General features: G+C 60.3%; 20 protein-coding genes. 16 read left to right on the top strand and 4 right to left on the bottom strand.

Annotated features, from left to right (window positions below; genetic code table 11):
• Positions 1 to 63: 63 nt before the first annotated feature.
• Entirely contained in the window at positions 64 to 858 is a 795-nt protein-coding gene (gene kdgR / locus J2857_RS21210; protein WP_210012075.1) for a DNA-binding transcriptional regulator KdgR, read from the bottom strand.
• A gap of 193 nt (positions 859 to 1,051) precedes the next feature.
• On the opposite strand from kdgR, the gene J2857_RS21205 reads away from it, so the two are divergent.
• The 10 genes from J2857_RS21205 to J2857_RS21160 all read left to right on the top strand — a co-directional run bounded on the left by J2857_RS21205 (position 1,052) and on the right by J2857_RS21160 (position 11,964).
• The gene (locus J2857_RS21205; RefSeq protein WP_210012074.1) at positions 1,052 to 2,170 is read left to right on the top strand and encodes a glycoside hydrolase family 88/105 protein; all 1,119 of its coding nucleotides are present in this window, start codon (positions 1,052 to 1,054) and stop codon (positions 2,168 to 2,170) included.
• 121 nt (positions 2,171 to 2,291) lie between these two features.
• Positions 2,292 to 3,575 carry an ABC transporter substrate-binding protein gene (locus tag J2857_RS21200; RefSeq protein ID WP_210012073.1) on the top strand — a complete coding sequence of 428 codons (1,284 nt, stop codon included), beginning with the start codon at positions 2,292 to 2,294 and terminating at the stop codon, positions 3,573 to 3,575.
• Positions 3,576 to 3,647: 72 nt separating this feature from the next.
• On the top strand, positions 3,648 to 4,541 hold the full coding sequence (locus J2857_RS21195; protein ID WP_210012072.1) for a carbohydrate ABC transporter permease: 894 nt from the start codon (positions 3,648 to 3,650) through the stop codon (positions 4,539 to 4,541).
• A gap of 127 nt (positions 4,542 to 4,668) precedes the next feature.
• Entirely contained in the window at positions 4,669 to 5,439 is a 771-nt protein-coding gene (locus J2857_RS21190; protein ID WP_245363726.1) for a carbohydrate ABC transporter permease, read from the top strand.
• A gap of 12 nt (positions 5,440 to 5,451) precedes the next feature.
• Positions 5,452 to 6,546, top strand: coding sequence for an ABC transporter ATP-binding protein (locus J2857_RS21185; RefSeq protein ID WP_210012070.1), 1,095 nt, complete (start codon positions 5,452 to 5,454; stop codon positions 6,544 to 6,546).
• A gap of 35 nt (positions 6,547 to 6,581) precedes the next feature.
• On the top strand, positions 6,582 to 7,838 hold the full coding sequence (locus J2857_RS21180) for a Gfo/Idh/MocA family protein (RefSeq protein ID WP_245363644.1): 1,257 nt from the start codon (positions 6,582 to 6,584) through the stop codon (positions 7,836 to 7,838).
• A 5-nt stretch (positions 7,839 to 7,843) separates the two neighbouring features.
• The gene (locus J2857_RS21175) at positions 7,844 to 8,866 is read left to right on the top strand and encodes a Gfo/Idh/MocA family protein (RefSeq protein WP_210012068.1); all 1,023 of its coding nucleotides are present in this window, start codon (positions 7,844 to 7,846) and stop codon (positions 8,864 to 8,866) included.
• Positions 8,863 to 9,933 carry a Gfo/Idh/MocA family protein gene (locus J2857_RS21170; RefSeq protein ID WP_210012067.1) on the top strand — a complete coding sequence of 357 codons (1,071 nt, stop codon included), beginning with the start codon at positions 8,863 to 8,865 and terminating at the stop codon, positions 9,931 to 9,933. Before J2857_RS21175 ends, J2857_RS21170 begins: the two co-directional genes overlap by 4 nt.
• A 294-nt stretch (positions 9,934 to 10,227) precedes the next feature.
• On the top strand, positions 10,228 to 11,256 hold the full coding sequence (locus tag J2857_RS21165) for a four-carbon acid sugar kinase family protein (RefSeq protein ID WP_210012066.1): 1,029 nt from the start codon (positions 10,228 to 10,230) through the stop codon (positions 11,254 to 11,256).
• A gap of 3 nt (positions 11,257 to 11,259) precedes the next feature.
• Positions 11,260 to 11,964 (top strand): FadR/GntR family transcriptional regulator, encoded by a 705-nt coding sequence (locus tag J2857_RS21160; protein ID WP_210012065.1) that lies wholly within the window; start codon positions 11,260 to 11,262, stop codon positions 11,962 to 11,964.
• 60 nt (positions 11,965 to 12,024) lie between these two features.
• Here J2857_RS21160 and J2857_RS21155 read toward each other — a convergent pair whose 3' ends face one another.
• From J2857_RS21155 to J2857_RS21145, 3 genes are read right to left on the bottom strand one after another with little or no spacing between them, the layout of a single operon-like run.
• Positions 12,025 to 13,143 (bottom strand): iron-containing alcohol dehydrogenase, encoded by a 1,119-nt coding sequence (locus tag J2857_RS21155; RefSeq protein WP_210012064.1) that lies wholly within the window; start codon positions 13,141 to 13,143, stop codon positions 12,025 to 12,027.
• 10 nt (positions 13,144 to 13,153) lie between these two features.
• Positions 13,154 to 14,101 (bottom strand): 4-hydroxythreonine-4-phosphate dehydrogenase PdxA, encoded by a 948-nt coding sequence (gene pdxA / locus J2857_RS21150; protein ID WP_210012063.1) that lies wholly within the window; start codon positions 14,099 to 14,101, stop codon positions 13,154 to 13,156.
• Positions 14,101 to 15,294, bottom strand: a complete 1,194-nt coding sequence (locus tag J2857_RS21145) for a sialidase family protein (protein WP_210012062.1) — start codon at positions 15,292 to 15,294, stop codon at positions 14,101 to 14,103. The genes pdxA and J2857_RS21145 overlap by 1 nt, the downstream gene beginning before the upstream one ends.
• Before the next feature lie 381 nt (positions 15,295 to 15,675).
• On the opposite strand from J2857_RS21145, the gene J2857_RS21140 reads away from it, so the two are divergent.
• The 6 genes from J2857_RS21140 to J2857_RS21115 all read left to right on the top strand — a co-directional run bounded on the left by J2857_RS21140 (position 15,676) and on the right by J2857_RS21115 (position 22,739).
• The gene (locus J2857_RS21140) at positions 15,676 to 17,175 is read left to right on the top strand and encodes an ABC transporter substrate-binding protein (protein WP_210012061.1); all 1,500 of its coding nucleotides are present in this window, start codon (positions 15,676 to 15,678) and stop codon (positions 17,173 to 17,175) included.
• An 82-nt stretch (positions 17,176 to 17,257) separates the two neighbouring features.
• Positions 17,258 to 18,172, top strand: a complete 915-nt coding sequence (locus tag J2857_RS21135) for an ABC transporter permease (RefSeq protein ID WP_210012060.1) — start codon at positions 17,258 to 17,260, stop codon at positions 18,170 to 18,172.
• 11 nt (positions 18,173 to 18,183) lie between these two features.
• Positions 18,184 to 19,107 carry an ABC transporter permease gene (locus tag J2857_RS21130; RefSeq protein WP_210012059.1) on the top strand — a complete coding sequence of 308 codons (924 nt, stop codon included), beginning with the start codon at positions 18,184 to 18,186 and terminating at the stop codon, positions 19,105 to 19,107.
• Entirely contained in the window at positions 19,100 to 20,716 is a 1,617-nt protein-coding gene (locus J2857_RS21125) for an ABC transporter ATP-binding protein (RefSeq protein ID WP_210012058.1), read from the top strand. Before J2857_RS21130 ends, J2857_RS21125 begins: the two co-directional genes overlap by 8 nt.
• A gap of 36 nt (positions 20,717 to 20,752) precedes the next feature.
• Entirely contained in the window at positions 20,753 to 21,634 is an 882-nt protein-coding gene (locus J2857_RS21120) for a dihydrodipicolinate synthase family protein (protein ID WP_210012057.1), read from the top strand.
• A gap of 331 nt (positions 21,635 to 21,965) precedes the next feature.
• Positions 21,966 to 22,739, top strand: coding sequence for an amino acid ABC transporter substrate-binding protein (locus tag J2857_RS21115; RefSeq protein WP_210012056.1), 774 nt, complete (start codon positions 21,966 to 21,968; stop codon positions 22,737 to 22,739).
• Positions 22,740 to 22,781: the final 42 nt, after the last annotated feature.

Genomic DNA, 22,781 nt, shown 5'->3' with positions numbered 1-22,781 from the left:
GTCAACAAAAGCGGAGCATGTGCCTTCATGGATCCGTCAGGACATCGGTGAAGCCGTCAGGCGTCAGCTTTTTGCTGGCTGGTAGCCGAGTCCGGCCGAGGCGGTGAGCCCTGCCATGCGCAGGAGTTCGACGTATTCTGATTTCCGGCTTTCATCGAAGCGGAACATCGGAAAAGAAATCGACATCGCGGCGATCGGCTTTCCGAGATAATTGAAGATCGGCGTCGCCATGCACCGCACGCCCGCCTCGCTCTCTTCCACCTCTTCAGCAAAGCCACGACTGCGGGTTATATGCAGTTGCTCAAACAGTTCCTGCGGATCGGTGATGGTGCGCGGGGCGAGCTTTGTCAGTTCCATCTTGTTGATCCGCTCACGGATCTCATCGTCATCGCGCCACGCAAGAAGCGCCTTCCCAAGCGAGGTGCTGTGCAGCGGATTACGTAGCCCGAGCGTCGATTTCATCGACAGGCTGTAGGCGGAATCGTATTTGTGAATATAGACCACCTTCTGGTCGCGATCGTCGAGAATACCGAGATTGACGGATTCGCCCGTTACCCGGGAGAGCTTTCCCATGGCTTGATCCGCCACACGCAGCAGGTCCGTCTGTTCGGTCAGCGAGCGGGCGCCGAGGCTGAAAAGTTTCAGCGTCAGGCCGTATTTTTCCGTCTCCGCATCCTGCTCCACATAGCCGAGTTCAACCATGGTCTGCAGCAGCCGATGTGCCGTGGTCTTCGAGGTCATGGCCCGTTGAGCGAGATCCGCGAGACTCACCTTCTTTCCCTCCACCAACGCCTCCATCACGGCGAAGACCTTGAGGACGGCGGCGACATTTTCGGTTTTCTGGTTCAACTCGGACATAGCGCTTGTTCTGCTTTTTTCGAAATCCCATTCTGGAATTTAGAAAAACCTCTGTCAAGATCACAGATGGGACATTTGGAAGGTTGACTGAGAACCACATTGCAACTGAAAAACACGGTTGAAAAGCCATAAGGAGTGTGATTTCCTAAAATCCGGAACAACATTCCGAATATATTTGTGGAGGACGTCCGGCATGCATCCGCTGCTGCGGCAAAAGCAACACCTGATCCAGCGCGGCGACGTGTGCGGTCTGATCGATCGGCTGATCGACAACCTTGTCCATATCGAGGACCGCACCGGCGAATTCCTGCTGCGCCTCGACGACGGCCGGGTTATCGACACCAAAGGCTGGGCGGGCTGGGAATGGACCCATGGCGTGGCGCTTTTTGGCCTTCTCAAATATTGGCAGCTGACCGGCAATCAGAAGGTGATGGAGATCATCGTCGATTGGTTTGAAGCCCGGCTTGCTGAAGGAACTCCCACAAAGAACATCAACACCGTCGCACCGTTTCTGACGCTTGCCCATCTCTATGAACTCACGGGGGATCCTCGATGGAGGCCCTACCTGGAAACATGGGCCGAATGGGTGATGCACGAGATGCCGCGCACCCGCGAAGGCGGGCTGCAGCATATCGTCTACAACAACGTCAATGACCAGCAGATGTGGGACGACACGCTGATGATGAGCGTGCTGCCGCTTGCCAAAATCGGCCTCGTGCTCAAACGGCCGGAGTTCGTGGAAGAGGCGAAATACCAGTTCCTGGTCCACGCCCAATATCTCTGCGACACGCAAACCGGTCTCTGGTTCCACGGCTGGACGTTCGACGGCAATCATAACTTTGCCCGCGCCAGATGGGCACGCGGCAATAGCTGGATCACGATCGCCATTCCCGAATTCATCGAGCTCCTGGATCTCGCCGAAAACGATCCCGCCCGCCGCCATCTCGTGTCCCTGCTCGGCCGGCAGGCAGCCGCGCTGAAGCTGCACCAGCATCCGTCGGGCCTCTGGCACACACTGATCGATGATCCGTCGAGTTATCTGGAAGCCTCGGCGACCGCCGGCTTCGCCTATGGCCTGATGAAGGGCGTACGCAAGCGGTATCTGGGCATCGAGTATCTGGAAACCGCAGAGCAGGCCATGAAAGGCGTAATCGACAACATCAGCCCCGAGGGAGAGCTCCAGCAGGTATCTTTCGGCACGGCGATGGGCAGCGATCTCGATTTCTATCGGCAGATCAAGCTGACATCCATGCCCTATGGGCAAGCGATGGCGATGCTCTGCCTGACGGAGCTTCTGCGCGGCTTCATCTAATCAGCCGCGCCGAGAAAGAATGGAGCGTGTCCGGCAGGAGGAGCCGGCATGAAGAAGTCAAGAACAACCACAACGCATCCGGTGCCGACAAGGCGCTCCGGGTCAGAAGGAGGAGGACGAAATGACCAAACTGACGAGACGAGCATTATTGGGCACCATGGGTGCGGCGGCAGCCGCTTCTGCACTTCCGGCCATGCCGGCGTTTGCTGCCGATCGTTCGATCCGGCACTACTGGTGGGGCAATCCGGAGCGCGACAAGCGCACCTTTGCCGTTATCGACACATTCCAGAAAAAGAACGCCAGCATCAAGGTCTCAGGCGAAACGATCGGCTGGGGCGACTACTGGACTAAGATGGCCACCCAGACCGCAGGCCGGAACATGGCCGACCTCGTGCAGATGGATTACCGGTTCCTGTTCGAATACGTCAATCGCGGGGCGCTGAAGCCTCTCGACGAATTCGCCGGCAAGAGCCTGATGATCGCCGATTTCGACAAAGGGCCCCTCGATGGCGGCAGGGTCGATGGAAAGCTCTATGCCCTCAACATCGGCTCCAACAGCCAGGTCATGGTCCACAATACGCGCGCCTTCCAGGAAGCGGGCATCGACACCGACCTGATCAACTGGACCTGGGACGACTTCGCCAAGGTCTGCGAGAAGATTACGGCCAAGTCCGGGGGCAAGATGAAGGGGTCGGACGATCTCTCCCTGATGATCGAAACCTTCGAATCCTGGGTTCGCCAGAACGGCCGGGAATTCTACAGCCCCGAAGGCAAGGTCACGGCAACAGCCGGCGACGTCACGAGTTGGTGGCAGATGTGGGCCGATCTGCGCAAGGCGGGAGTTGTTCGCGACAAGAACAAGACCGTTATTCTCGATCCGCCGATTGCAGAATCCGGCATCGCCGTCGGCGACACCGCCATGTCCCACTACTGGTCAAACCAGCTGGTCGGCATCCAGGCTGTGGCCAAAGACAAGATCGGCGCTGCCATGGTGCCCCACAAGGCGGGCGGCCAGCCCGGCCAGTTCATCAAGCCCTCGATGTTCCTGTCTCTCAGCCGAGACGCCAAGGACACCGAGGCCGCAATTGCCTATATGAATGCCTGGGTCAACGATCCTGAGATTACCGGCATTCTCGGTCTGGAACGCGGCATTCCTTGTTCGCCCAAAATCCGCGCGGCGCTGGCCCCGAAGCTCACGGAGGTCGAGAAGCTCTCCGTCGATTATTTCACTGCAATTCAGAGCAAGGTCGGCCCGCTGCCGGTGCCCGCCCCCAAGGGAGCCGGTGAGGTACGAGACGCCTTCATGCGCATCGGCACCGATGTCGTGCTTGGCAAGGTAGAAGTGGCGAAAGCCGCAGGCACCTTCATCGAGGACGCCCAGTCGATCATCGAGCGCGCCCAGTAATCGGCGCGGGAATATCAAGGCCCCGGCGATACCTGCCGCCGGGGCCTCTCTTCCGACAACAAGGTCGTTTCGATGAAGCGTTTTTTTGCCCGCAATGCACCGGCCTATGTATTTCTTCTTCCGTGGCTGATCGGATTTTTCCTGCTCGCCCTGGGGCCGATTCTTGCGTCGCTTTATCTTTCCTTCACCCGCTATGACATGGTGAGCGCGCCCCGATGGATCGGCTGGGGTAATTACGAATACATGTTCACACGGGACCGGCGCTTCTGGAAAGCGCTGGAAGTGACGTTTACCTATGTTGCCCTGGCTGTGCCCGCACGCCTGATCATGGCCCTCGGCGTCGCGATGCTGCTCGACAAGGGCCTGCGGACGATCGGCCTTTACCGAGCCATCTTCTATCTGCCGTCGCTGCTCGGCGCATCCATTGCCATCGCCATCCTATGGCGCCAGCTTTTCGCGGCCGACGGTGTCGTCAATCAGGTTCTGGCGATGGTGGGAATTCAGGGAGCCTCGTGGATCACCGATCCCGACACCTCGCTTTATACGCTCGTCGTGCTGGCCATGTGGCAGTTCGGCTCGCCGATGCTGATCTTTCTGGCGGGCCTGCGCGGCATACCGCGCGATCTTTACGAGGCGGCGGAAATCGACGGGACGCCCGGTTGGCGGCAATTCACCCGCATCACCTTGCCGCTTCTTGCACCGGTCATCTTCTTCAATCTGGTGTTGCAGACCATCGATTCCTTCAAGACCTTTTCCAGCGCCTTCATCATCTCCAACGGCACCGGCGCTCCTGCGGACAGTCTTCTGTTTTATACGGTCTACCTGTTCAACGAGGCATTCAAGTTCTTCCGCATGGGTTATGCCTCGGCGCTTGCCTGGTTCCTGCTAGTCATCATAGCGGCCTTCACGGCGATCGCTTTCTTCACTTCCAAATATTGGGTGCACTATGAAAACGAGCGCGACTGATCTGGAACTCGCCATCCAGATGGACGAGGCCGCGCGCGTAGCCCACGAGCTGCGGCTGAAGCGTGACAAACGCGAGCGCAACGCCCGAATCCTGAAGCATATCTTCCTGATCCTCGTGTCATGCGTCATGCTCTATCCGCTGTTCTGGCTGCTCGCTTCCTCCTTCAAGCCGGAGAACGAGATCTTCGGCAGCCTGACGCTCTGGCCCTCCGAGTTTCGGCTCGATAATTACACCAAGGGCTGGTACGCCCTGCCAATCTCCTTCACCGTCTTCTATGTGAATTCGGCGATCGTCACCGGCCTGTCGGTGATCGGCAATCTGGTCTCATGCTCGTTCGCGGCCTATGCTTTCGCGCGGCTGAACTTCACCGGGCGCAGCTTCTTCTTCGCACTGATGATGATGACCCTGATGATCCCCTATCACGTGGTTCTCATCCCTCAATATGTTCAGTTCCTGAACCTCGGCTGGGTCGATACCTATCTGCCCCTGGTCGTGCCGCGCTTCCTCGCCTCCGATGCCTTCTTCATCTTCCTGATGGTGCAGTTCTTTCGCCAACTCCCGCGCGAACTGGATGAAGCGGCCATGATCGACGGCTGTTCGCCGTTCAAGATCTACTGGGCGATCATATTGCCGCTTTCACTGCCGGCCATGGGCACGGCGGCGATCTTCTCGCTGATCTGGGTTTGGGAGGATTTCCTCGCCCCGCTCATCTACCTCAACGACATCAAGAGCTACACCGTGCCGCTGGCGCTTCGCCTCTTCCTCGATCAGGAAGGACAGTCCGCCTATGGCCAGATGTTCGCGATGTCGGTCCTTTCACTGGTCCCGGTCGTCATCTTCTTCGTCCTGTTCCAGAAACTCATCGTGCGCGGCATCGCCACCTCCGGAATGAAATAGGGAACAAGACGCATGGCAGGATTGACGCTTCGAAACGTCGGCAAGCGCTATGGAGCGCTGTCCATCATCCAGGGGCTGAACCTGGACATTCGCGACGGCGAGTTCCTGGTTCTCGTCGGCCCATCGGGCTGCGGAAAGTCCACGCTCCTGCGGATGATCGCGGGCCTCGAAGACATCAGCGAGGGAACGATCTCGATCGGCGGAAAGGTCGTCAACGACTTGCCCGCCTCCAAGCGCGAGCTCTCCATGGTCTTTCAAAGCTATGCCCTCTATCCTCATATGAGCGTGCGAAAGAACCTGGCTTTCGGCCTTCAGAACTTCAAGGTCTCGCGCACCGAGGTGGAGCGGCGGGTGGCAGAGGCGGCGCGCATCCTGCAGATCGAGCCGCTTATGGACCGCAAGCCGCGCCAGCTTTCGGGCGGCCAGAAGCAGCGCGTCGCCATCGGCAGGTCGATCGTGCGCGAGCCGCAGCTTTTCCTGTTCGACGAGCCGCTTTCCAATCTGGATGCGGAACTGCGCGTCCAGATGCGGGCGGAACTGGCTTCGCTCTACGCCCGCCTCGGCACCACCATGATATATGTGACCCACGACCAGGTGGAGGCGATGACCATGGCAAGCCGGATCGTGGTCCTGCGCGGCGGCAAGATCGAGCAGCTCGGCACGCCCCAGGAACTCTATACCCGGCCGCAAAACCTCTTTGTCGCGGGCTTCATCGGCTCGCCGAAGATCAACATGCTGCAGACAAGAACAACGCGCGGCTCCGGCAAGACGGTGGTGTCGGTCCCAGGCATGCCTGATTTCGCGATTCCTGAGCTCCCAGCCGACGACCAGGCGCTGACCTTATGCGTGCGGCCTTCGTCGCTGCGGGTCGGCAATGGCGATGTCACGGCCCAAGGCACGATCCGGCTGGTGGAATATCTAGGCAGCGAAACCTTGCTGCACATCGCCCTGTCTTCGGGCCAGGTGCTGCTGGCTACCGACAATGGGCGGACGCCCTACCGAATGGGTGACCCGGTCACCATCGGATTCGACCTCTCCGACCTCCACTATTTCGATAGCGCAGGTCAACGCATCGAACCCATCCAGAAAGAAAGCCAAGCACAGTGAAGATCGCCATTGTTGGATGCGGTTCACGGCATCAGATGTTCCGCAATTCCGTTGTTGAAGATTATGCCGACAGACATGAGATTGTTGCACTCTGCGATAGCAACGCGCATCGTCTCGGCGAAGCGGCCCAAGCGGCCTCAAAGCCCGGAACGAACGGTGTCGCCACCTACCTCGCCGCCGATTTCGACCGCCTGATTGCGGAACAGAAGCCGGATACGGTCGTCGTCGCAACGCCTGATTTCCTGCATGCCGATTACATCGTTCGTGCCTTTGAGGCCGGCTGCGACGTCATCTGCGAAAAGCCGCTGACAATCGATCTCAGCCGTCTCAAACAGATCGTCGATGCCCAGGCGCGCACTGGCCGAAAGGTCACCGTGACCTTCAACTACCGCTATTCGCCGGCACGCACCCAAATCAAGGAACTGATTTCATCGGGAGCGATCGGCACGGTAACGGCGGTCGATTTCCGCTGGCACCTTGACCGGGTTCACGGTGCCGATTATTTCCGCCGCTGGCACCGCCAGAAGGAGAATTCGGGCGGGCTCCTGGTCCACAAATCGACCCACCATTTCGATCTTCTCAACTGGTGGCTGGGGACCGCGCCGGCGGAAGTCCTGGCCTCTGGCCGTCGCGTCTTTTATCGACCGGAAACGGCGGTGGACCTTGGTCTCGCGGGTCGTGGGCCGCGCTGCAGCGACTGTCCCGTGGCCCACAAGTGCGATTTCCGGCTCGACCTTGCAGCCGACGAAAACCTGCGCAAACTCTATGTGGAGGCAGAGCACGAAGACGGCTATTTCCGAGACCTTTGCGTATTCGACGAAGAGATCGGCATCGAAGATACGATGCAGGCGCATATCCGCTACGCCTCGGGCGTCACCGCCAATTACACCCTGACTGCCTATTCCCCCTGGGAGGGGCTGGAAATCAAGTTTCAGGGTACCAAGGGCGACATCACCCATCGCCATGTCGAGGTCCATGGGGTGTTCGGCGGTAAACGCGCCCATGCGGATGAAGATGCGATCACCACGGAACTTCACCTGGCCGGCGAGCCTCCACGCCAGCTTGCCGTTCCGAAGGCAACAGGGGATCACGGCGGCGCGGATCCGGTCATGCTGGGTTATATCTTCGATCCGGAAAGCATGCAGCCCGACCCCTACGGCCGTGCCTCCGATCATGTCGCCGGCGCCTGGTCCATCCTGACCGGCATTGCCGCCAACGCTTCCATCGAAACGGGCTCGTTGGTCAACATACAATCGATGCTTCGCGCTCGCGGCATCCACCTGAACAGGTAGTTCCCATGGCTTTCAACCTTCGCATCGGCGTCATCGGCATAGACCACGGACATATCTACGGGATGATCAACGGCATGCTGGATGCCGGCGCCACGCTCGTTGCATGGACAACCGGCGAGGAGACCCCGGAGGCAGTCCGCAAGACGTTCCAGGAAACCTATCCGGATCTGCCCGCCCGCTCGATGCAGGCCATCCTCGACGACGAAAGCATTTCCCTTGTCCTTTTGTCCGGGATCAACAGCGAGCGCGCTCACGTCGCGGTGGTAGCGATGTCGCACGGCAAGGACGTTCTGGTCGACAAACCCGGCTGCACCAGCCTGGAACAGCTGGCAGGCATCCAACGCACCGTCGAGGAGACCGGGCGACGTTGGGTCGTGTCCTTTTCGGAACGCGTCTCAGTCGAGAGCGCCACTCTGGCGGATCAGCTGATTACTGAGGGTCGGATCGGCAAGGTGGTTCAAACGGTTGGCCTTGGGCCGCATCGCCTGAATGCCCATCTCAGGCCGGCATGGTTTTGGGACCGGACCCGCTGCGGCGGGATTCTTGCCGACATCTGCGCCCACCAGTTCGACCAGTTTCTCCATTATACCGGATCGACTGAGGCCCGCGTTGTTTCCGCCCATGTGACCAATGTCGCAAATCCGGATCGGCCTGCATTTCAGGATTTCGGCGAGGTGCTGCTGGAAGGCAATGGCGGGCGCGGTTATGCCCGAGTGGATTGGCTGACGCCGGACGGTCTTCCCGTCTGGGGCGATGGCAGGATCACCGTTCTGGGAACGGAAGGTTATATCGAGCTGCGCAAATACATCGATATCGCCGGTCACGACGGCCAGGATCACGTCTTTCTGGTCGACAAGTCCGGCGTGCAGCGGTTCGAGGCGAGAGGTGCCGGAAAACCGTTCTTTGCCCGCCTGGCTGCCGATCTGGAAAGGCGAACCGAAACGGCCATGACCCAGTCCCATGCGTTCCTTGCCACGCGGTTGGGGCTGCAGGCGCAACTCATCGCGCAAGAGAAAGCAGACCGATGACGGAGCGCATCCGTGTCGCCGTCATCGGCGCGGGTATAGGCAAGGCTCATATCGCCGCTTATGCGCAACTGGCCGATCTTTTCGATGTCCGTTATGTCTGCGATCTCAATCTACCTCGCGCTGAGGACGCGGCGCAACAGGCTCCAGGCAGCCGCGCCGTTCCCGACATCAACGAGGTCTTCGCCGACCCCCAAGTGGATCTGGTCGACATTTGCCTGCCGCCGCGACTGCATGCACCGATGACGCTTGCCGCTCTCGAAGCAGGAAAACACGTCGTCTGTGAGAAGCCTCTTGCCGGTTCAATAATCGACGTGGGCCGGATCGCCGAACTTTGCGAACGAACGGGGCGGCAGGTCTTTCCGGTATTCCAGTATCGCTACGGCGCCGGCTACCGAGCTGCGCATGAATTGAAGGTGCGTGGTCTCTTGGGCCGGCCTTACGTGGTGGCGCTGGAGACACACTGGCAACGCGGATCTGACTATTACGCAGAGCGCTGGCGGGGCACCTGGAAAGGCGAACTCGGCGGCGTGCTCGTCAGCCATGCCTGTCATATCCACAATCTGATGACTCACCTTGTGGGAGATGTGGTGGAGGTTGCCGCCTTTCTCGATACCCGCGTCAATCCCATCGAGACCGAGGATTGCGCCGTGCTTTCGATGCGCACAGCAACCGGTGCGCTGATCACGTCTTCGGTCACCTTGGGTGCAGCCGGAAACAGCTCGCGGCTGAGGATGTGTTTCGAGCATGTCACGGTCACATCTGGCGCAGAGCCCTATCAGATAGGCGCAGGTCCGTGGAAATTCGAAGCCACCGACTCCGCGCGGCAGCCCGAGATCGATGCGGCAATTCGAGAAGTACCCGACGTGCTTCCACGATTTTCGGGGTTATTCGCGGATGTTCACGCGCGCCTCACCGGCGCACCTGACCTCTACCTGCCATCGCTTCAGGAAAGCTATCATTCGATCGAGCTTGTTACGGCGATCTATGCCTCCGCAAGGGAAAGCCAGGTCGTACGCATGCCGCTTTCCCCAGATCATCCCTTTGCCGCGGGCTGGCTGCCGGTCTGAACAAGGCAGTATGCCGTTGCGAGAAATCGCGGAGCCCGAAAGGGTCGCTCAGGCGGTCGTCCCCGCTCAGCCGGCTCTCTGAACCTTGCCGCCGGGCTTGCCTTCGGTGGCTACTTCGCGCGCCACACGCGTCACCTCCCCGGCAAAGCCATTGATCTGGTCCATCACAACCTATCGCGATCGACCCATCCGCGGTAGGCGAGCGAGGGGAAACTTGTCAAATATGCGAGTTAGCCAATTGACAATATAAGCAAATTTCGCTCAAAAAGATAACAACAGATTATGCGGTCCAATATGCTGGTTATTCTTGCCGACGACCTTACCGGCGCGCTTGATTGTGCGGCCCCGTTTGCCGGCAGGGGGTTGCATGCTGAAATCGCGTTGAATGTGGAGGCTATCGAATCGGCCTTGCAAGCCAAACCGGCGGTTCTTTCGATCAACCTCGGATCTCGTGAAGTGGGGGCGGAGGCTGCGCGGGAGGCGACTGCCCTGACCCTGTTGTCCCTGCCATCGGACATCGTGCTGTTCAAGAAGATCGATTCCCGCCTCAAGGGCAATATCGCCGCCGAACTCGACGCGACGCCTTTTCACCTTGCTCTCGTCGCGCCTGCGATACCTGATTTTGGACGAAACGTACGAGCGGGACATATCGAAGGTTTTGGCCTGAGCAAGCCGCTGAGCGTCACCAATGCGCTTGGCGTTCATGCCGAACGCGCCATCATTCCCGACACCCTTTCACAGGAGGACATGTCTGCGGCCCTGGCAACCGGCCGCGAGGCCGGGGCTGATCTTCTTGTCGGCGCCAGGGGCCTCGCCGAGGCGCTGGCCTGTCACATGACCGGTCGCCAGGTCGCCGAACCGGCCCTCCCTGAACCCGGCCCCGCCCTTTTTGTCATCGGGTCGAGAGACCCAATCACGCTCGCGCAAGTCGAAGAACTGCGGCAGTCGGTAGTGCTTGACTATATTGCGGCGCCGAACGGGCGCGCGGAGAGGACCGGACCACTGCAGCATTCCGTGACGCTGGTTCAAGCCACGCCGGATGGAAAGGACGATCCACCGCTTCTGGTATCGAACAGGCTGGCGGCCAGCACAGTCCCGGACATGACTGCGCCGGTCGCCACTCTGCTTCTGTCGGGCGGTGCGACTGCCGAGGCCGTCTTGAAGGCAATGAATGTCTCGAGATTCCGGCTTCTCGGGGAATGTCTGCCGGGCCTTGGCTTGGCTTATATCGACGGCCAATGCATCATCGCCAAATCCGGCGGATTCGGGACGCCAGGCACATTATGTGAGATCGCAAGAATAGCTATGGGCGAGAAGGGTTGAACGATGGGGCTTGAGAGCGGTACTGCCCGCAGGGGCCTTCCCGATATCGTCTTTGAGCGGATGTTACGCGCGATCAAGTCGGGGGCATACGGACCGGATGAACGGTTGCCGACCGAACATGAGCTAGCCAACGAATTCGAGGTGTCGCGGCCGGTCATTCGCGAAGCGCTGAGACGGTTGCGCGAGCAGGGACTGATCTATTCGAGACGCGGTGCCGGCAGCTTTGTGCGGGCACTCGGCCTCCGCGAGCCGCTGGGTTTCGGCCAGTTGGAGAATGTCGCCGATCTCCTCAACTGTTATGAGTTTCGCATGACGCTCGAGCCCGCCGCCGCCGCCGCCGCGGCAGTGCGTCACGACAAGCAAAGCCTGGCGGCCATAAAACAGGCCCTGGAATTGCTGCGTGACGCCACGAACCGCCAGACCCATCGCGAAGACGCCGACTATCAGTTCCATCTGGCTATCGCGCGGGCGGCGCAGAACAGCTACTTCTCCACTGCGATGGAAGCCCTGAAGGACCACATTGCCGTGGGTATGAAATTCCACGGCGCCTCCGTGAAAAGAGAGGCGACCGGGCTGGCGAAAGTGTTCGGAGAGCACGAGGCGATCGCCGATGCGATCACACGCGGAGACCAGGAAGCGGCGCGCCAGTTGATGCTGGACCATTTGAAGGGTTCACGCGAGCGGCTGTTTCAATCGTCGCACCGGTGAAACCTGTACACGCCACTGGAAATAACGGTGTCCGGCGCCTGCGGCCGGACGATCGTCACTTCAAAATGCCGCCTCGTAGATCCCCAGAACATCGCGGACACTCATTTCGGCCGGGTTGTTATCCATCAGCCGCCGGATGGCATGCGCCTCAGCGGCATAGAGGGAAAGCTCGTCCTGTTTGGCGCCGTGGGCTGCAAGCGACATCTGGATGCCAAGCGTTTCGCAGAAGTCGTGTGCGGACGATCGTAATTCATCCGAGGAGAGATTGTCGCCGAGGCCCAGCGCCACAGCCACCTCCGCAGTCTTCGCGGCAACGACCGGCTGATTAAAAGCCAGTACATGCGGGAAAACGATGGCATTCGCCAGACCGTGCGGCAAGTTGAGCCGCGTCCCAAGCGGATAGGCGATTGCATGGCCGGCCGCAGTATTGACCGGGCCAAGACAAATGCCCCCATAATAGGAAGCGAGCATCAGCCCTTCGCGGGCCTCCGTATCCTGCCCGTCCCTTACCGCACGCGCCAGATATCGCCCGACAAGCCCGAACCCCATCCGGGCAAAGCCATCGATCATCGGATGGGCGCGGCGGTTGGTAAAGGCTTCGACGCAGTGAGCCATGGCATCGACACCCGTCGCGGCCGTCACAGCCGGAGGTACCGAATAGGTCAGTTCAGGATCGAGCACCGCGAAATCCGCGATCATATGCGGGCTTTCCACCGCGATCTTGGCTCGCTTTACAGGATCGGTGATGAGCGAGCGGATCCCGGCCTCCGAGCCTGTACCCGCCGTGGTCGCGACCTGGGCAAGTCGCGTGCGGCGACCGGCGACGCGATTGGGACCGGCAACGTCTTCGAGAGTCTGCTCGGAATCCCACAGCACCGCAACAAGCTTGGCGACATCCAATACGGATCCACCGCCGAGGCCGACGATCAGCTGCGGACGAGCCTTGCCGGCAGCCGCCAGCGCAGCATCCAGAGTCGAGGTATCCGGCTCGCCCGGAATGGCGTCGAATACCGAAAACCGGCCGGGTAACAGCAGACGGTCGGCGAAGCCTGCCGTGATCGGCGTGGCGATCACCAGGGTCGAGGTAACATCGCCGGCCCAGACGCCAACCTGACTGATCGTTCCGGCACCGATAGCGAGGCGTAACGGCTGGTGGAGTGTGATGGGTGCAATGGCCATGACGTTTTCCTTACCGAACCCCCGCCACGAGCTTGCGCGCGTAGGCGATGGCAGAATTCATGTTGCCGTGATTGGCGATCCCCTTGCCGGCGATATCGAACGCGGTGCCGTGATCGACGGAGGTGCGGTCGATGGGCAGGTCGACCGAGACGTTGACGGCCGTATCGAAGGCGACGAGCTTGATCGGGATATGGCCCTGATCGTGATACTGTGCGACGACCAGATCGAAGGCCCCCGAATAGGCCCGGTGGAAAACCGTGTCGGCGGAAATCGGACCGTGAACCTCTATGCCTTCGGCACGAGCGGCGGCCACGGCCGGCGCAATCTGATCATCGTCCTCCGTACCGAAGAGGCCGTTTTCACCGCAATGGGGATTGATGCCGGCAACCGCGATACGCGGACGTTCATAGCCAATGCGCTTCAGATGCGCGTCGCCGGCGCGGATCGTCGCTAGAACCCGTTCCGTCGTGGCGCGCCGGATAGCCTCCTGCAGCGACACATGGGTCGAAACGTGGATCACCTTGAGGCGATCGGACGCCAGGAGCATGTATGCCGCTGCCGAACCGGTGAGGCTGCGCAACATGCCCGTATGGCCGTCATAGTGATGGCCGGCGAGATTGAGTGCCTCCTTGTTGATCGGCGCCGTGACGATGCAGCCGATCGAGCCGGCCTCGGCATCTCTGACGGCTCGCTCGATGAAGCGGAACGCGGCATCGCCCGCCACCGCCGACAACTGCCCCCAAGGCAGAGGTGCGCCCTCGACCGGAAGATCGACCACGTAAGGCGTGAGGTCGAGCGTGACCCCTACCGCATCGCGCGCCGCCTCCAGTGTCGGCAGATTGCCGTAGATCCGCGTTGCGGAGCGATCGGCATCGGACATCTCGGCCAGCGCCTTGACTGTTATTTCCGGACCGACGCCACACGGGTCTCCCATGGTGATACCGATGATATTGCTCATCAAACTCTCCCGTCAGTCGCGTCTGCCCAGCCCGCAGCCAGGCTCACGTATTTGATTGCCCGCCTGTGATAGGTATAGGCGATGTGCAACGCCCCATCCGGCGCTTCCAGAAGCCAGGGATAGGACATTTCCTTGTTCCGGCCATCGGTGGAATCGTTGGACAGGCAGGTGCCCGGACCGTCTTCTATCAGGATACGGACCGGAAAGCTTGACCCGCCATCATCCGAAATACAGACGCAAACCGGCGCGCGCGTCACACCCCAAACTGGTACGCAACCGCCCGTCGGATCGGCATCGGGCCTTTCGTCGCTCTCGCCGAGTTCGTCGTAAAGCGAAACGCGGCGATCGTCGGAATGAGCCGCGCTTACCGGATTGCAGATCATCGCAAGCCGACCGTCCTTCAACCGGATAACCGCGATCGAGGAATTGTTATTCGGCACATCCGTTGCCTCGGGCACCGACCAGGATCGGCCGCCATCGGCGCTTTCGCTTCGGTAGACGAAATCCGCCTGCCGCCGACGGAAGAATGCCGCATGACCGCCGGCCGGCAAGGCGACAGGGCTCATGTGGACGCAGCCGGTCGATTGCGGCAATTCTTCAAGGCGCCAGGTTTGCCCGGCATCGTTCGATATCCCGATTGCTGCCGTGTCATGGCTTCCATTCCACTTCTGGCCCGGGCGTTGAACGCAGCGGAAGATCGGCAGAAGCCATGCGCCGTCATCCCGCACCGTCAGCGGAGCCCGGACAAAACACCCTTGCGGCAGATCGAGATAGCGGCCGGCCTCCGATGTCAGCCTTGTCGCGTCGTTCTGATCGCGCCTGATCTCGGCGACGCGGATACGGCATTGGTCCTGGTTACCGGAAGGCTGTGACGTATGGAAAAGCCAGAGCCGGCCATCGGGCGCGGTGAACAGAACAGGGTTCTGTTCGGAATGTGCATGATCGAAGCTCAGCCTCTGCGGCGGACCCCAGAGGCCGGAGCCTGGCAAGAGGACAGACGCGAAGATCGATATGTCGGACTTGCCTTCCAGCGAGCCGCCGAACCAGGCGCAGATCAGCGCGCCGTCGGCCGCGAGATGCAGGAAGCTTGCGTGGTTCTGCACCATGGGGGAAGGCAGGAAGGCTTCGTGCCTTTCAGCTGCCACCATTCGTACCGCACCGGTCATTGCCGCCGCTATTTCGTCAGGGCTCATAAAGCTCTCCTCTCGGTGCCGAGAATTACCAGAAACGCAAAGTTGTCAAGTTTTATAAAATGCGCATGCTACCGATATCGAGCACACCATAGGCAATAACATACTGTATATGAATGATTATTTTCACCGCCATTTTTTCTTGAAAAATAACATAGCAAAACAATTTGACAAAGTATGCGGGACAGAACATGGTTTAGGGAAGATAACACAGGAGGAATATGGCGATCGCGGTGCAGCGAATTACGGGAGCCTCCGAAGTCGCCACCGATCTCCTTTACGGGTCGGCTCGCCAATCATCAAATCAGCCGTTCATCCACCGGGCTACGGCAGGTCGATCGGAACGGTGCTGGTCAATTTATATTCACTTGGGAGGTGAACCACATGAAGAAGATGCTGATGATGAGCGCGCTGATCCTTGGATCTGCGCTTCCGCCGGCTTACGCAGGGTTCGGCCCTATCAAGATCGTGCTGCCTGAGGAAGCCGATCTGCTGGAGCCGTGCATGGCGACACGTTCCAATATCGGCCGCATCATCATGGAGAACGTCAGTGAAACACTGACCGAACTCGATGTCCGCGGCAAGAAGGGCGTCATGCCGCGCCTTGCCGAAAAATGGGAGCAGACCCAGGACGGCAGTTGGCGGTTCCATCTCCGCCAGGGCGTCAAGTTCTCCAACGGGACGACATTCGACGCCAAGGACGTCAAGCACAGCTTCGATCGCGTGATGAGCGACAAAAACGCCTGCGAATCTCGCCGCTATTTCGGCGGCATGAAGATCAGCGCCAATGTCGTCGATCCCTATACGATTGATTTCAAGGCCGACCCGGCCCAGCCGATCCTGCCCTTGCTGATGTCGCTGGTGACGATCGTTCCGGAAGAAACCCCGCTGGCATTCATCCGCGAGCCGATAGGAACCGGCCCCTATGCGCTGAAGAACTGGACGCCGGGTCAGCAGATCGTGCTGGCCGCCCGCAGCGACTACTGGGGCGCCAAGCCGCAGGTAACCGAGGCGACCTATCTCTTCCGCTCCGATCCGTCCGTGCGTGCGACGATGGTGAAGGCCGGTGAAGCTGACCTTTCTCCCTCGATCTCGCAGCTGGATGCGACCGATCCGAAGACCGACTTCTCCTATCTCGACAGTGAGACGGTCTATCTGCGTCTCGACCACAACATTCAGCCGCTGAACGACGTGCGGGTTCGCAAGGCGCTCAATCTGGCCATCGATCGTCAGGCATTCATCGGCACACTGGTGCCGGACGGTGCCGTGCTGGCGACGGCGCTGGTTCCGCCGACCACGCAGGGCTGGAACCCGGACGTCAAGGTATTCCCCTATGATCCAGCAGGTGCCAAGAAGCTTCTCGCGGAGGCCAAGGCCGCCGGCGTGAAGGTCGATACGCCGATCACGCTGATCGCCCGCACGGCAAACTTCCCGAACGTCACCGAAATCATGGAAGCGGTTCAGTCTCAGCTCCAGGAAGTCGGCTTCAAGGTCGATCTGAAATTCGTCGAAGTGGCCGAGCACGAGAGCTACTATTCCAAGCCTTTCAAGGAAGGTCGTGGCCCGATCATCGTCGCCGCCATGCACGACAACTCCAAGGGCGATCCGTCCTTCACCATGTTCTTCAAATATGCTTCGCAGGGGACGCAGTCGGGCTTTTCCGACCCCAAGGTCGACGACCTGATCAAGCGGGCCTCGGCGGCAGTCGGCGATGAACGTGCAAAGCTCTGGTCGCAGTTGATCGCCTATCTGCATGACGACGTCGTTGCCGACGGCCTTCTCTTCCACATGGTCGGCTTCTCACGAGTTTCGCCGCGCATCGAGTTCAAGCCCACGATCGCGACCAATTCGATGCTGCAATTGTCCGAGATCAGTATCAAATAAGCTGGGCATATCGGCTGCCGATTTCCAATCACGATCAAAGGGCGGCGGGTACGCATCCGCCGCCACAATAGTCGAGGGCGACATGCTCAGTTTCATTCGTAAGCGCTCCGTGGCGAGCTTGGTTTCGTTGGTCGGGCTGCTCGTGCTGGTGTTTTTCCTGTCCCGCCTGACGGGCGACCCGGCCGCTCTCTTCCTTCCCGTGGAGGCCTCCGCCGAGATGAAGCAGCAGTTCCGCGAGCTTCACGGGTTGAACGATCCGCTGATGGTCCAGTTCGGACGTTATGTCGGCGACGTGCTGACCGGGAATCTCGGGGAATCGCTTCGCAAGGCGCGGCCGGCGCTGGATGTCGTCACCGAAGCTTTCGTGTGGACGCTCTGGCTTGCCGTGATCACCATGTCGCTCGTCACGGCCGCCGCAATCGTCGTCGGCTCGCTCGCCGCGTTCCGGTCAGGCGGCTTCTTCGATCGGCTTTCCTCGATCATTTCACTCGTTGGCGCGTCGGTCCCGGATTTCTGGCTGGCCATCGTCGCAATCGTCGTCTTCTCCGTTAACCTCGCATGGCTCCCGACCTCCGGCACCGGCTCGATCCTGCACTGGATCCTGCCGATCGGCGTGCTGTTCGTCCGTCCCTTCGGCATTATCGTTCAGGTCGTGCGCGGCTCGATGATCGGCGCGCTCTCCTCCGCCTATGTGAAGACGGCCCGTGCAAAAGGCGTCAAGGCCGGCCCGATCATCTTCATCCACGCCCTGCGCAACGCCATGCTGCCGGTCATCACCGTCATCGGGGACCAGGCGGCGAGCCTCCTGAACGGCGCCGTGGTGGTCGAGACGATCTTCGGTTTCCCGGGGGTCGGCAAGCTGATGATCGACTCGATCCTGCAGCGGGATTTCAACGTCGTCCTTGCCGCGATCCTGGTGACAGCGCTGGCGATCTTCCTCATGAACCTGCTGATCGACCTTGCCTATGCGCTTCTCGATCCGCGCATCCGTCATTGAGGAACGCAAGGATGAGTGTTTCCACCTCCGATACGACAATCACCCACGAGCCTCCCTTCCCGGTCCGCATGGCGCGAATGCTCTGGGCCGATAAATTCGCCTTATGCGCGGTCATCTTCCTGCTCGTGATCATCGTGCTTGCCCTGGTCGGGCCATCCTGGCTCGGGGAGCTCGCCACCAAGCAGAACCTGCGCGGCCGCAACCTCGCGCCGTTCGACTGGAGCCGTGAATGGGTGTGGTGGATGGGGGCAGACGCTCTCGGCCGGCCGCTGCTCGCCCGCATCATCGTTGCGACGCAGAACACGCTCATGGTCGCCGCCGGCGCGGTGATCCTGTCGTCGGTCATCGGCACGCTGCTCGGCCTCATCGCGGGCTTTTCCTCTCCCCGCGTCGGGCAGGTGATCATGCGCCTGGCAGACGTCATCATGTCCTTCCCCTCGCTGCTGATCGCGGTCATCGTCCTTTATCTTCTGGGTTCCTCAATCCTGAATCTTGTCGCCGTCCTGTCGATCACCCGCATCCCCGTTTACCTTCGCACCACCCGCGCCGAGGTGCTGGAGATTCGCGAGCGGATGTTTGTGCAGGCGGCACGTGTCATGGGCGCTTCGCAGAACCGCATCCTGTTCCGCCACATCCTGCCGGTCGTTTTCCCGACGCTCACCACGCTGGCGACGCTGGATTTCGCCTATGTCATGCTGGCCGAAAGCGCCCTTTCCTTTCTCGGCATCGGCATCCAGCCACCCGCGATCACCTGGGGGCTGATGATTTCGCAGGGGCGCCAGTATCTCACCAATGCCTGGTGGCTCTCGTTCTGGCCCGGGCTTGCGATCATCATGACCACTCTGTCGCTGAACCTTTTGTCGAACTGGCTGCGCGTCGCGCTCGATCCGGTTCAGCGCTGGCGCCTGGAAATGAAAGGCCGAAAGAATGGCTGAGCATTTGCTGGAAGTTCGCAATCTCTCCGTCGAATTCCACACGGCCGCCGGCGTCGTGCGAGCGGTGCGCAATATCTCCTATTACCTCGACCGCGGCGAGACGCTGGCGATCCTCGGCGAAAGCGGGTCCGGCAAGTCGGTCTCCTCTTCGGCGATCATGAACCTCATCGACATGCCGCCCGGCCGGATCAGTTCCGGCCAGATCCTGCTCGACGGCGAGGATCTGCTGACCATGCCGGCCCATACGCGCCGCGAGGCCAATGGCCGGCGGATCGCGATGATCTTTCAGGACCCGCTCAGCCATCTGAACCCGGTCTATACCGTCGGATGGCAAATCCGCGAGGCGATGACGACCCACGGCATGCCGGCCGGGCAGGCCAGGAGCGAAGCTCTGCGCCTGTTGACGCGGGTCGGCATTCCCGATCCGGAAGGCGCCATGGGCAAATATCCGCACGAGTTTTCCGGCGGGCAGCGTCAGCGGGTGATGATTGCCATGGCGCTTGCCCTACGTCCCGACCTGCTGATCGCCGATGAGCCGACCACCGCGCTCGACGTAACGGTTCAGGCCGAGGTGCTGGCGCTGTTGAAGGAACTGCAGCAGGAAACCGGCATGGGCGTGCTGATCATCACCCATGATCTCGGCGTGGTGGCCGAAATCGCCGATCGTGTGGTCGTCATGGAAAAAGGCGAGCTGGTCGAGACCGGCACGGTGCGCGATGTCTACAAGAACCCGACGCATCCCTATACTAAAAAGCTGATCGGTGCCGCCCCCGGGAAGGGCGAGATGCACGTCGCGCAGAAAGGGAGCGAACCGCTCCTCAGCGTCCGGGACGTCCGCAAGCGCTACGGCTCCTTCGAAGCGCTGAAGGGCGTCTCGTTCGACCTCAGGGCAGGCGAGACCATGGCAATCGTCGGAGAGAGCGGCTCGGGCAAATCGACGCTCGCCCGCGTTCTCCTGAGGCTGGACGAGCCGGATGCCGGCACGGCGCACTGGAAGGGACGCGATCTCTTTCAGCTCTCGCCGTCGGAACTCTACAAGCTCCGGCGCGACCTTCAGATGGTGTTCCAGGATCCCACCCAGTCGCTCAATCCCCGCATGACGGTGTTCCAGCTCGTATCCGAAGCATGGGCCATCCATCCCGATATCCTGCCGAAACGTCAGTGGCGGGAGCGGGTCGCGGAACTGCTCGTGCAGGTCGGCCTTTCGGCCGAACACATGGGCCGTTATCCGCACCAGTTCTCCGGCGGACAACGGCAGAGGATTGCGATCGCCCGCGCGCTGGCGCTCGAACCGCAGCTGATCGTCTGCGACGAGGCCGTGTCGGCGCTCGACGTATCGGTGCAGGCCCAGGTCATCGCGCTTCTCGACAAGCTGCGCCGGGACATAGGCATCTCCTTCATCTTCATCGCCCACGACCTGCCCGTCGTTCGCGACTTCGCGGACTACGTCATGGTGATGCAGAAGGGCGAAGTGGTGGAATTGGGAACAGTCCGGGAGATCTTCGAGGCGCCTCGCGAAGCCTATACGCGAGCGCTTCTGGCGGCGAGCCTCGATCCGGACCCGGATGTTCAGGCCGAACACCGGGCCGCCCGTCTCAAACGTGCCTGATATAACGCCGACCGGCGGACAAGCGGAGTTGATTGAATGACCAGAAATGCTTTTGTCGCACTTGTGACCTGCTTCAACCAAGACGAGACGATCAACTACGAAGCCACGCGCGCGCAGGTGCGCCGGCAGGTGGCGGCAGGCAACAACATCATGTGCGCCGGCACCAACGGCGATTTCACGGCACTCACCCACGAAGAGAAGATCCGCCTGACCGAACATGTGGTCGACGAGGTGGCGGGGCGCGCGAAAGTCATCGTCAATGCTGGGATGCCGGCCACCTTCGAGACGGTGCAACTGGCCAAAGAGTTTGACCGGATCGGCGTCGATGGCATCGCCGTCATCACCCCCTTCTTCATCGCCTGCACGCAGGACGGATTGGCCCGCCATTTCTCGACGGTGGCGGATGCGGTCAAGACACCGGTCTATCTCTATGACATCCCGGCCCGGACCCAGAACCACATCGAGCCGGCGACGGCCGCAAAGCTTGCCGGGCACGGCAATATCGCCGGCATCAAGGATTCCGGCGGCGCTCAGGAAACTCTGGCGGCCTACCTTCAGGTCTCGAAAGAAAACCCGGGTTTCGAGGTTTATTCCGGGCCGGACCACCTCATCCTATGGTCGCTGCAGAACGGTGCTGCAGGGTGCATATCTGGCCTTGGGAACGCCCTGCCTCATGTGCTCGCCGGCATCCTTGCGGCCTTTAACTCCGGCGACATCGCGGAAGCGGAGCGTCAGCAGGCGATCTATACCGCCTTTCGCACAGAACTTTATGCCCTGGGCTTTGCGCCCGCCATGGTCAAGCGTTCGCTTTACCTCCAGGACAAGTCAGTTGGCGCGAGCAGACAGCCCGCCCTGCTTCCAGACGAGGCTCAGGACGAAAAAATAAGGAAGATCCTCAAAAAATACGAGCTGCTGTAGGGTTTTGACCCCGAGCTTGATGGCGCAACATGTGCTTTGATGGAGGAGCCGAGCGGCATTTGCTGACCATAACCGTGGCCAAGTTTCTGAGAAACTCCGGTCATAGTCCTATTTGGTGATCACGAAGACAGCGTCCGGTGCCCAGCTAGGGGCAGAAGCTTCTTCGGTTAGCAGCCGCCCGCGTCGGTCATCACCTCAAAGGCTTACATGCCGGCACCCACTTGAGCAAAATATTTGCATTTGCCGGTTTTATTCGCGGTTTTCTTTCAATCGCGACGTCCTATTTTCTGTCATCTAGTCGCCAGCAAGCACTGCTGAAAGGATGACCCAAATGTTCCGGCTGAAAACCATTGTCGCAGCGGCCCTTATTCAGGTGGCGGCCCTCACCCCTTCTCTCGCCGGCGAAAATCTCGCTGCCATCAAGTCCGCGGGCGTCTTCAAGATCGGCACCGAGGGAACATACGCGCCCTTCACCTTTCATGACGCAAGCGGCAAGCTCGCCGGTTTCGACGTCGAGATCGGGCAAGCCGTTGCCGCGAAACTCGGCGTCAAGGCTGAATTCATCGAAGGAAAGTGGGACGGTCTTATCGCCGGCCTTGATGCCAAGCGCTACGATACCGTGATCAACCAGGTCGGCATCACCGAAGCCCGCAAGCAGAAGTATGATTTCTCCGATCCCTACATCGCTTCCAAGGCGGTACTGATCGTTCGCCAGGACAACGGCGACATCAAGGGATTTGCAGATCTCAAAGGCAAGAAGTCCGCCCAGTCTCTGACCAGCAATTTCGGCAAAATCGCCGAACAAGCAGGCGCCGAACTGGTGGGCACGGACGGTTTCGACCAGTCGATCCAGCTTGTGCTGACACGCCGCGCCGACGCGACGATCAATGACAGCCTCTCCTTCCTCGATTTCAAGAAGCAGAAACCCGACGCGCCGGTAAAGATCGCCGCGCAGCAGGACAATGCCGATTATTCCGGTATCATCATCCGCAAGGGCGAACCGGAACTGCTCGGCGCAATCAACAAGGCATTGTCGGAGATCAAGGCCGACGGTACCTATCAGAAAATCTCCGACAAGTATTTCGGGCAAGACGTCTCGAAGTAGGCTGCCAGTTCCCGCTCTTGACGTACATGGATATAACGTCCG

Origin of the sequence: Neorhizobium galegae (assembly GCF_017877055.1) — a bacterium.
GTDB lineage: Bacteria > Pseudomonadota > Alphaproteobacteria > Rhizobiales > Rhizobiaceae > Neorhizobium > Neorhizobium galegae_D.
The sequence above is the reverse complement of the archived record's forward strand: the minus strand, read 5'-3'. Positions and strand labels throughout refer to the sequence as shown.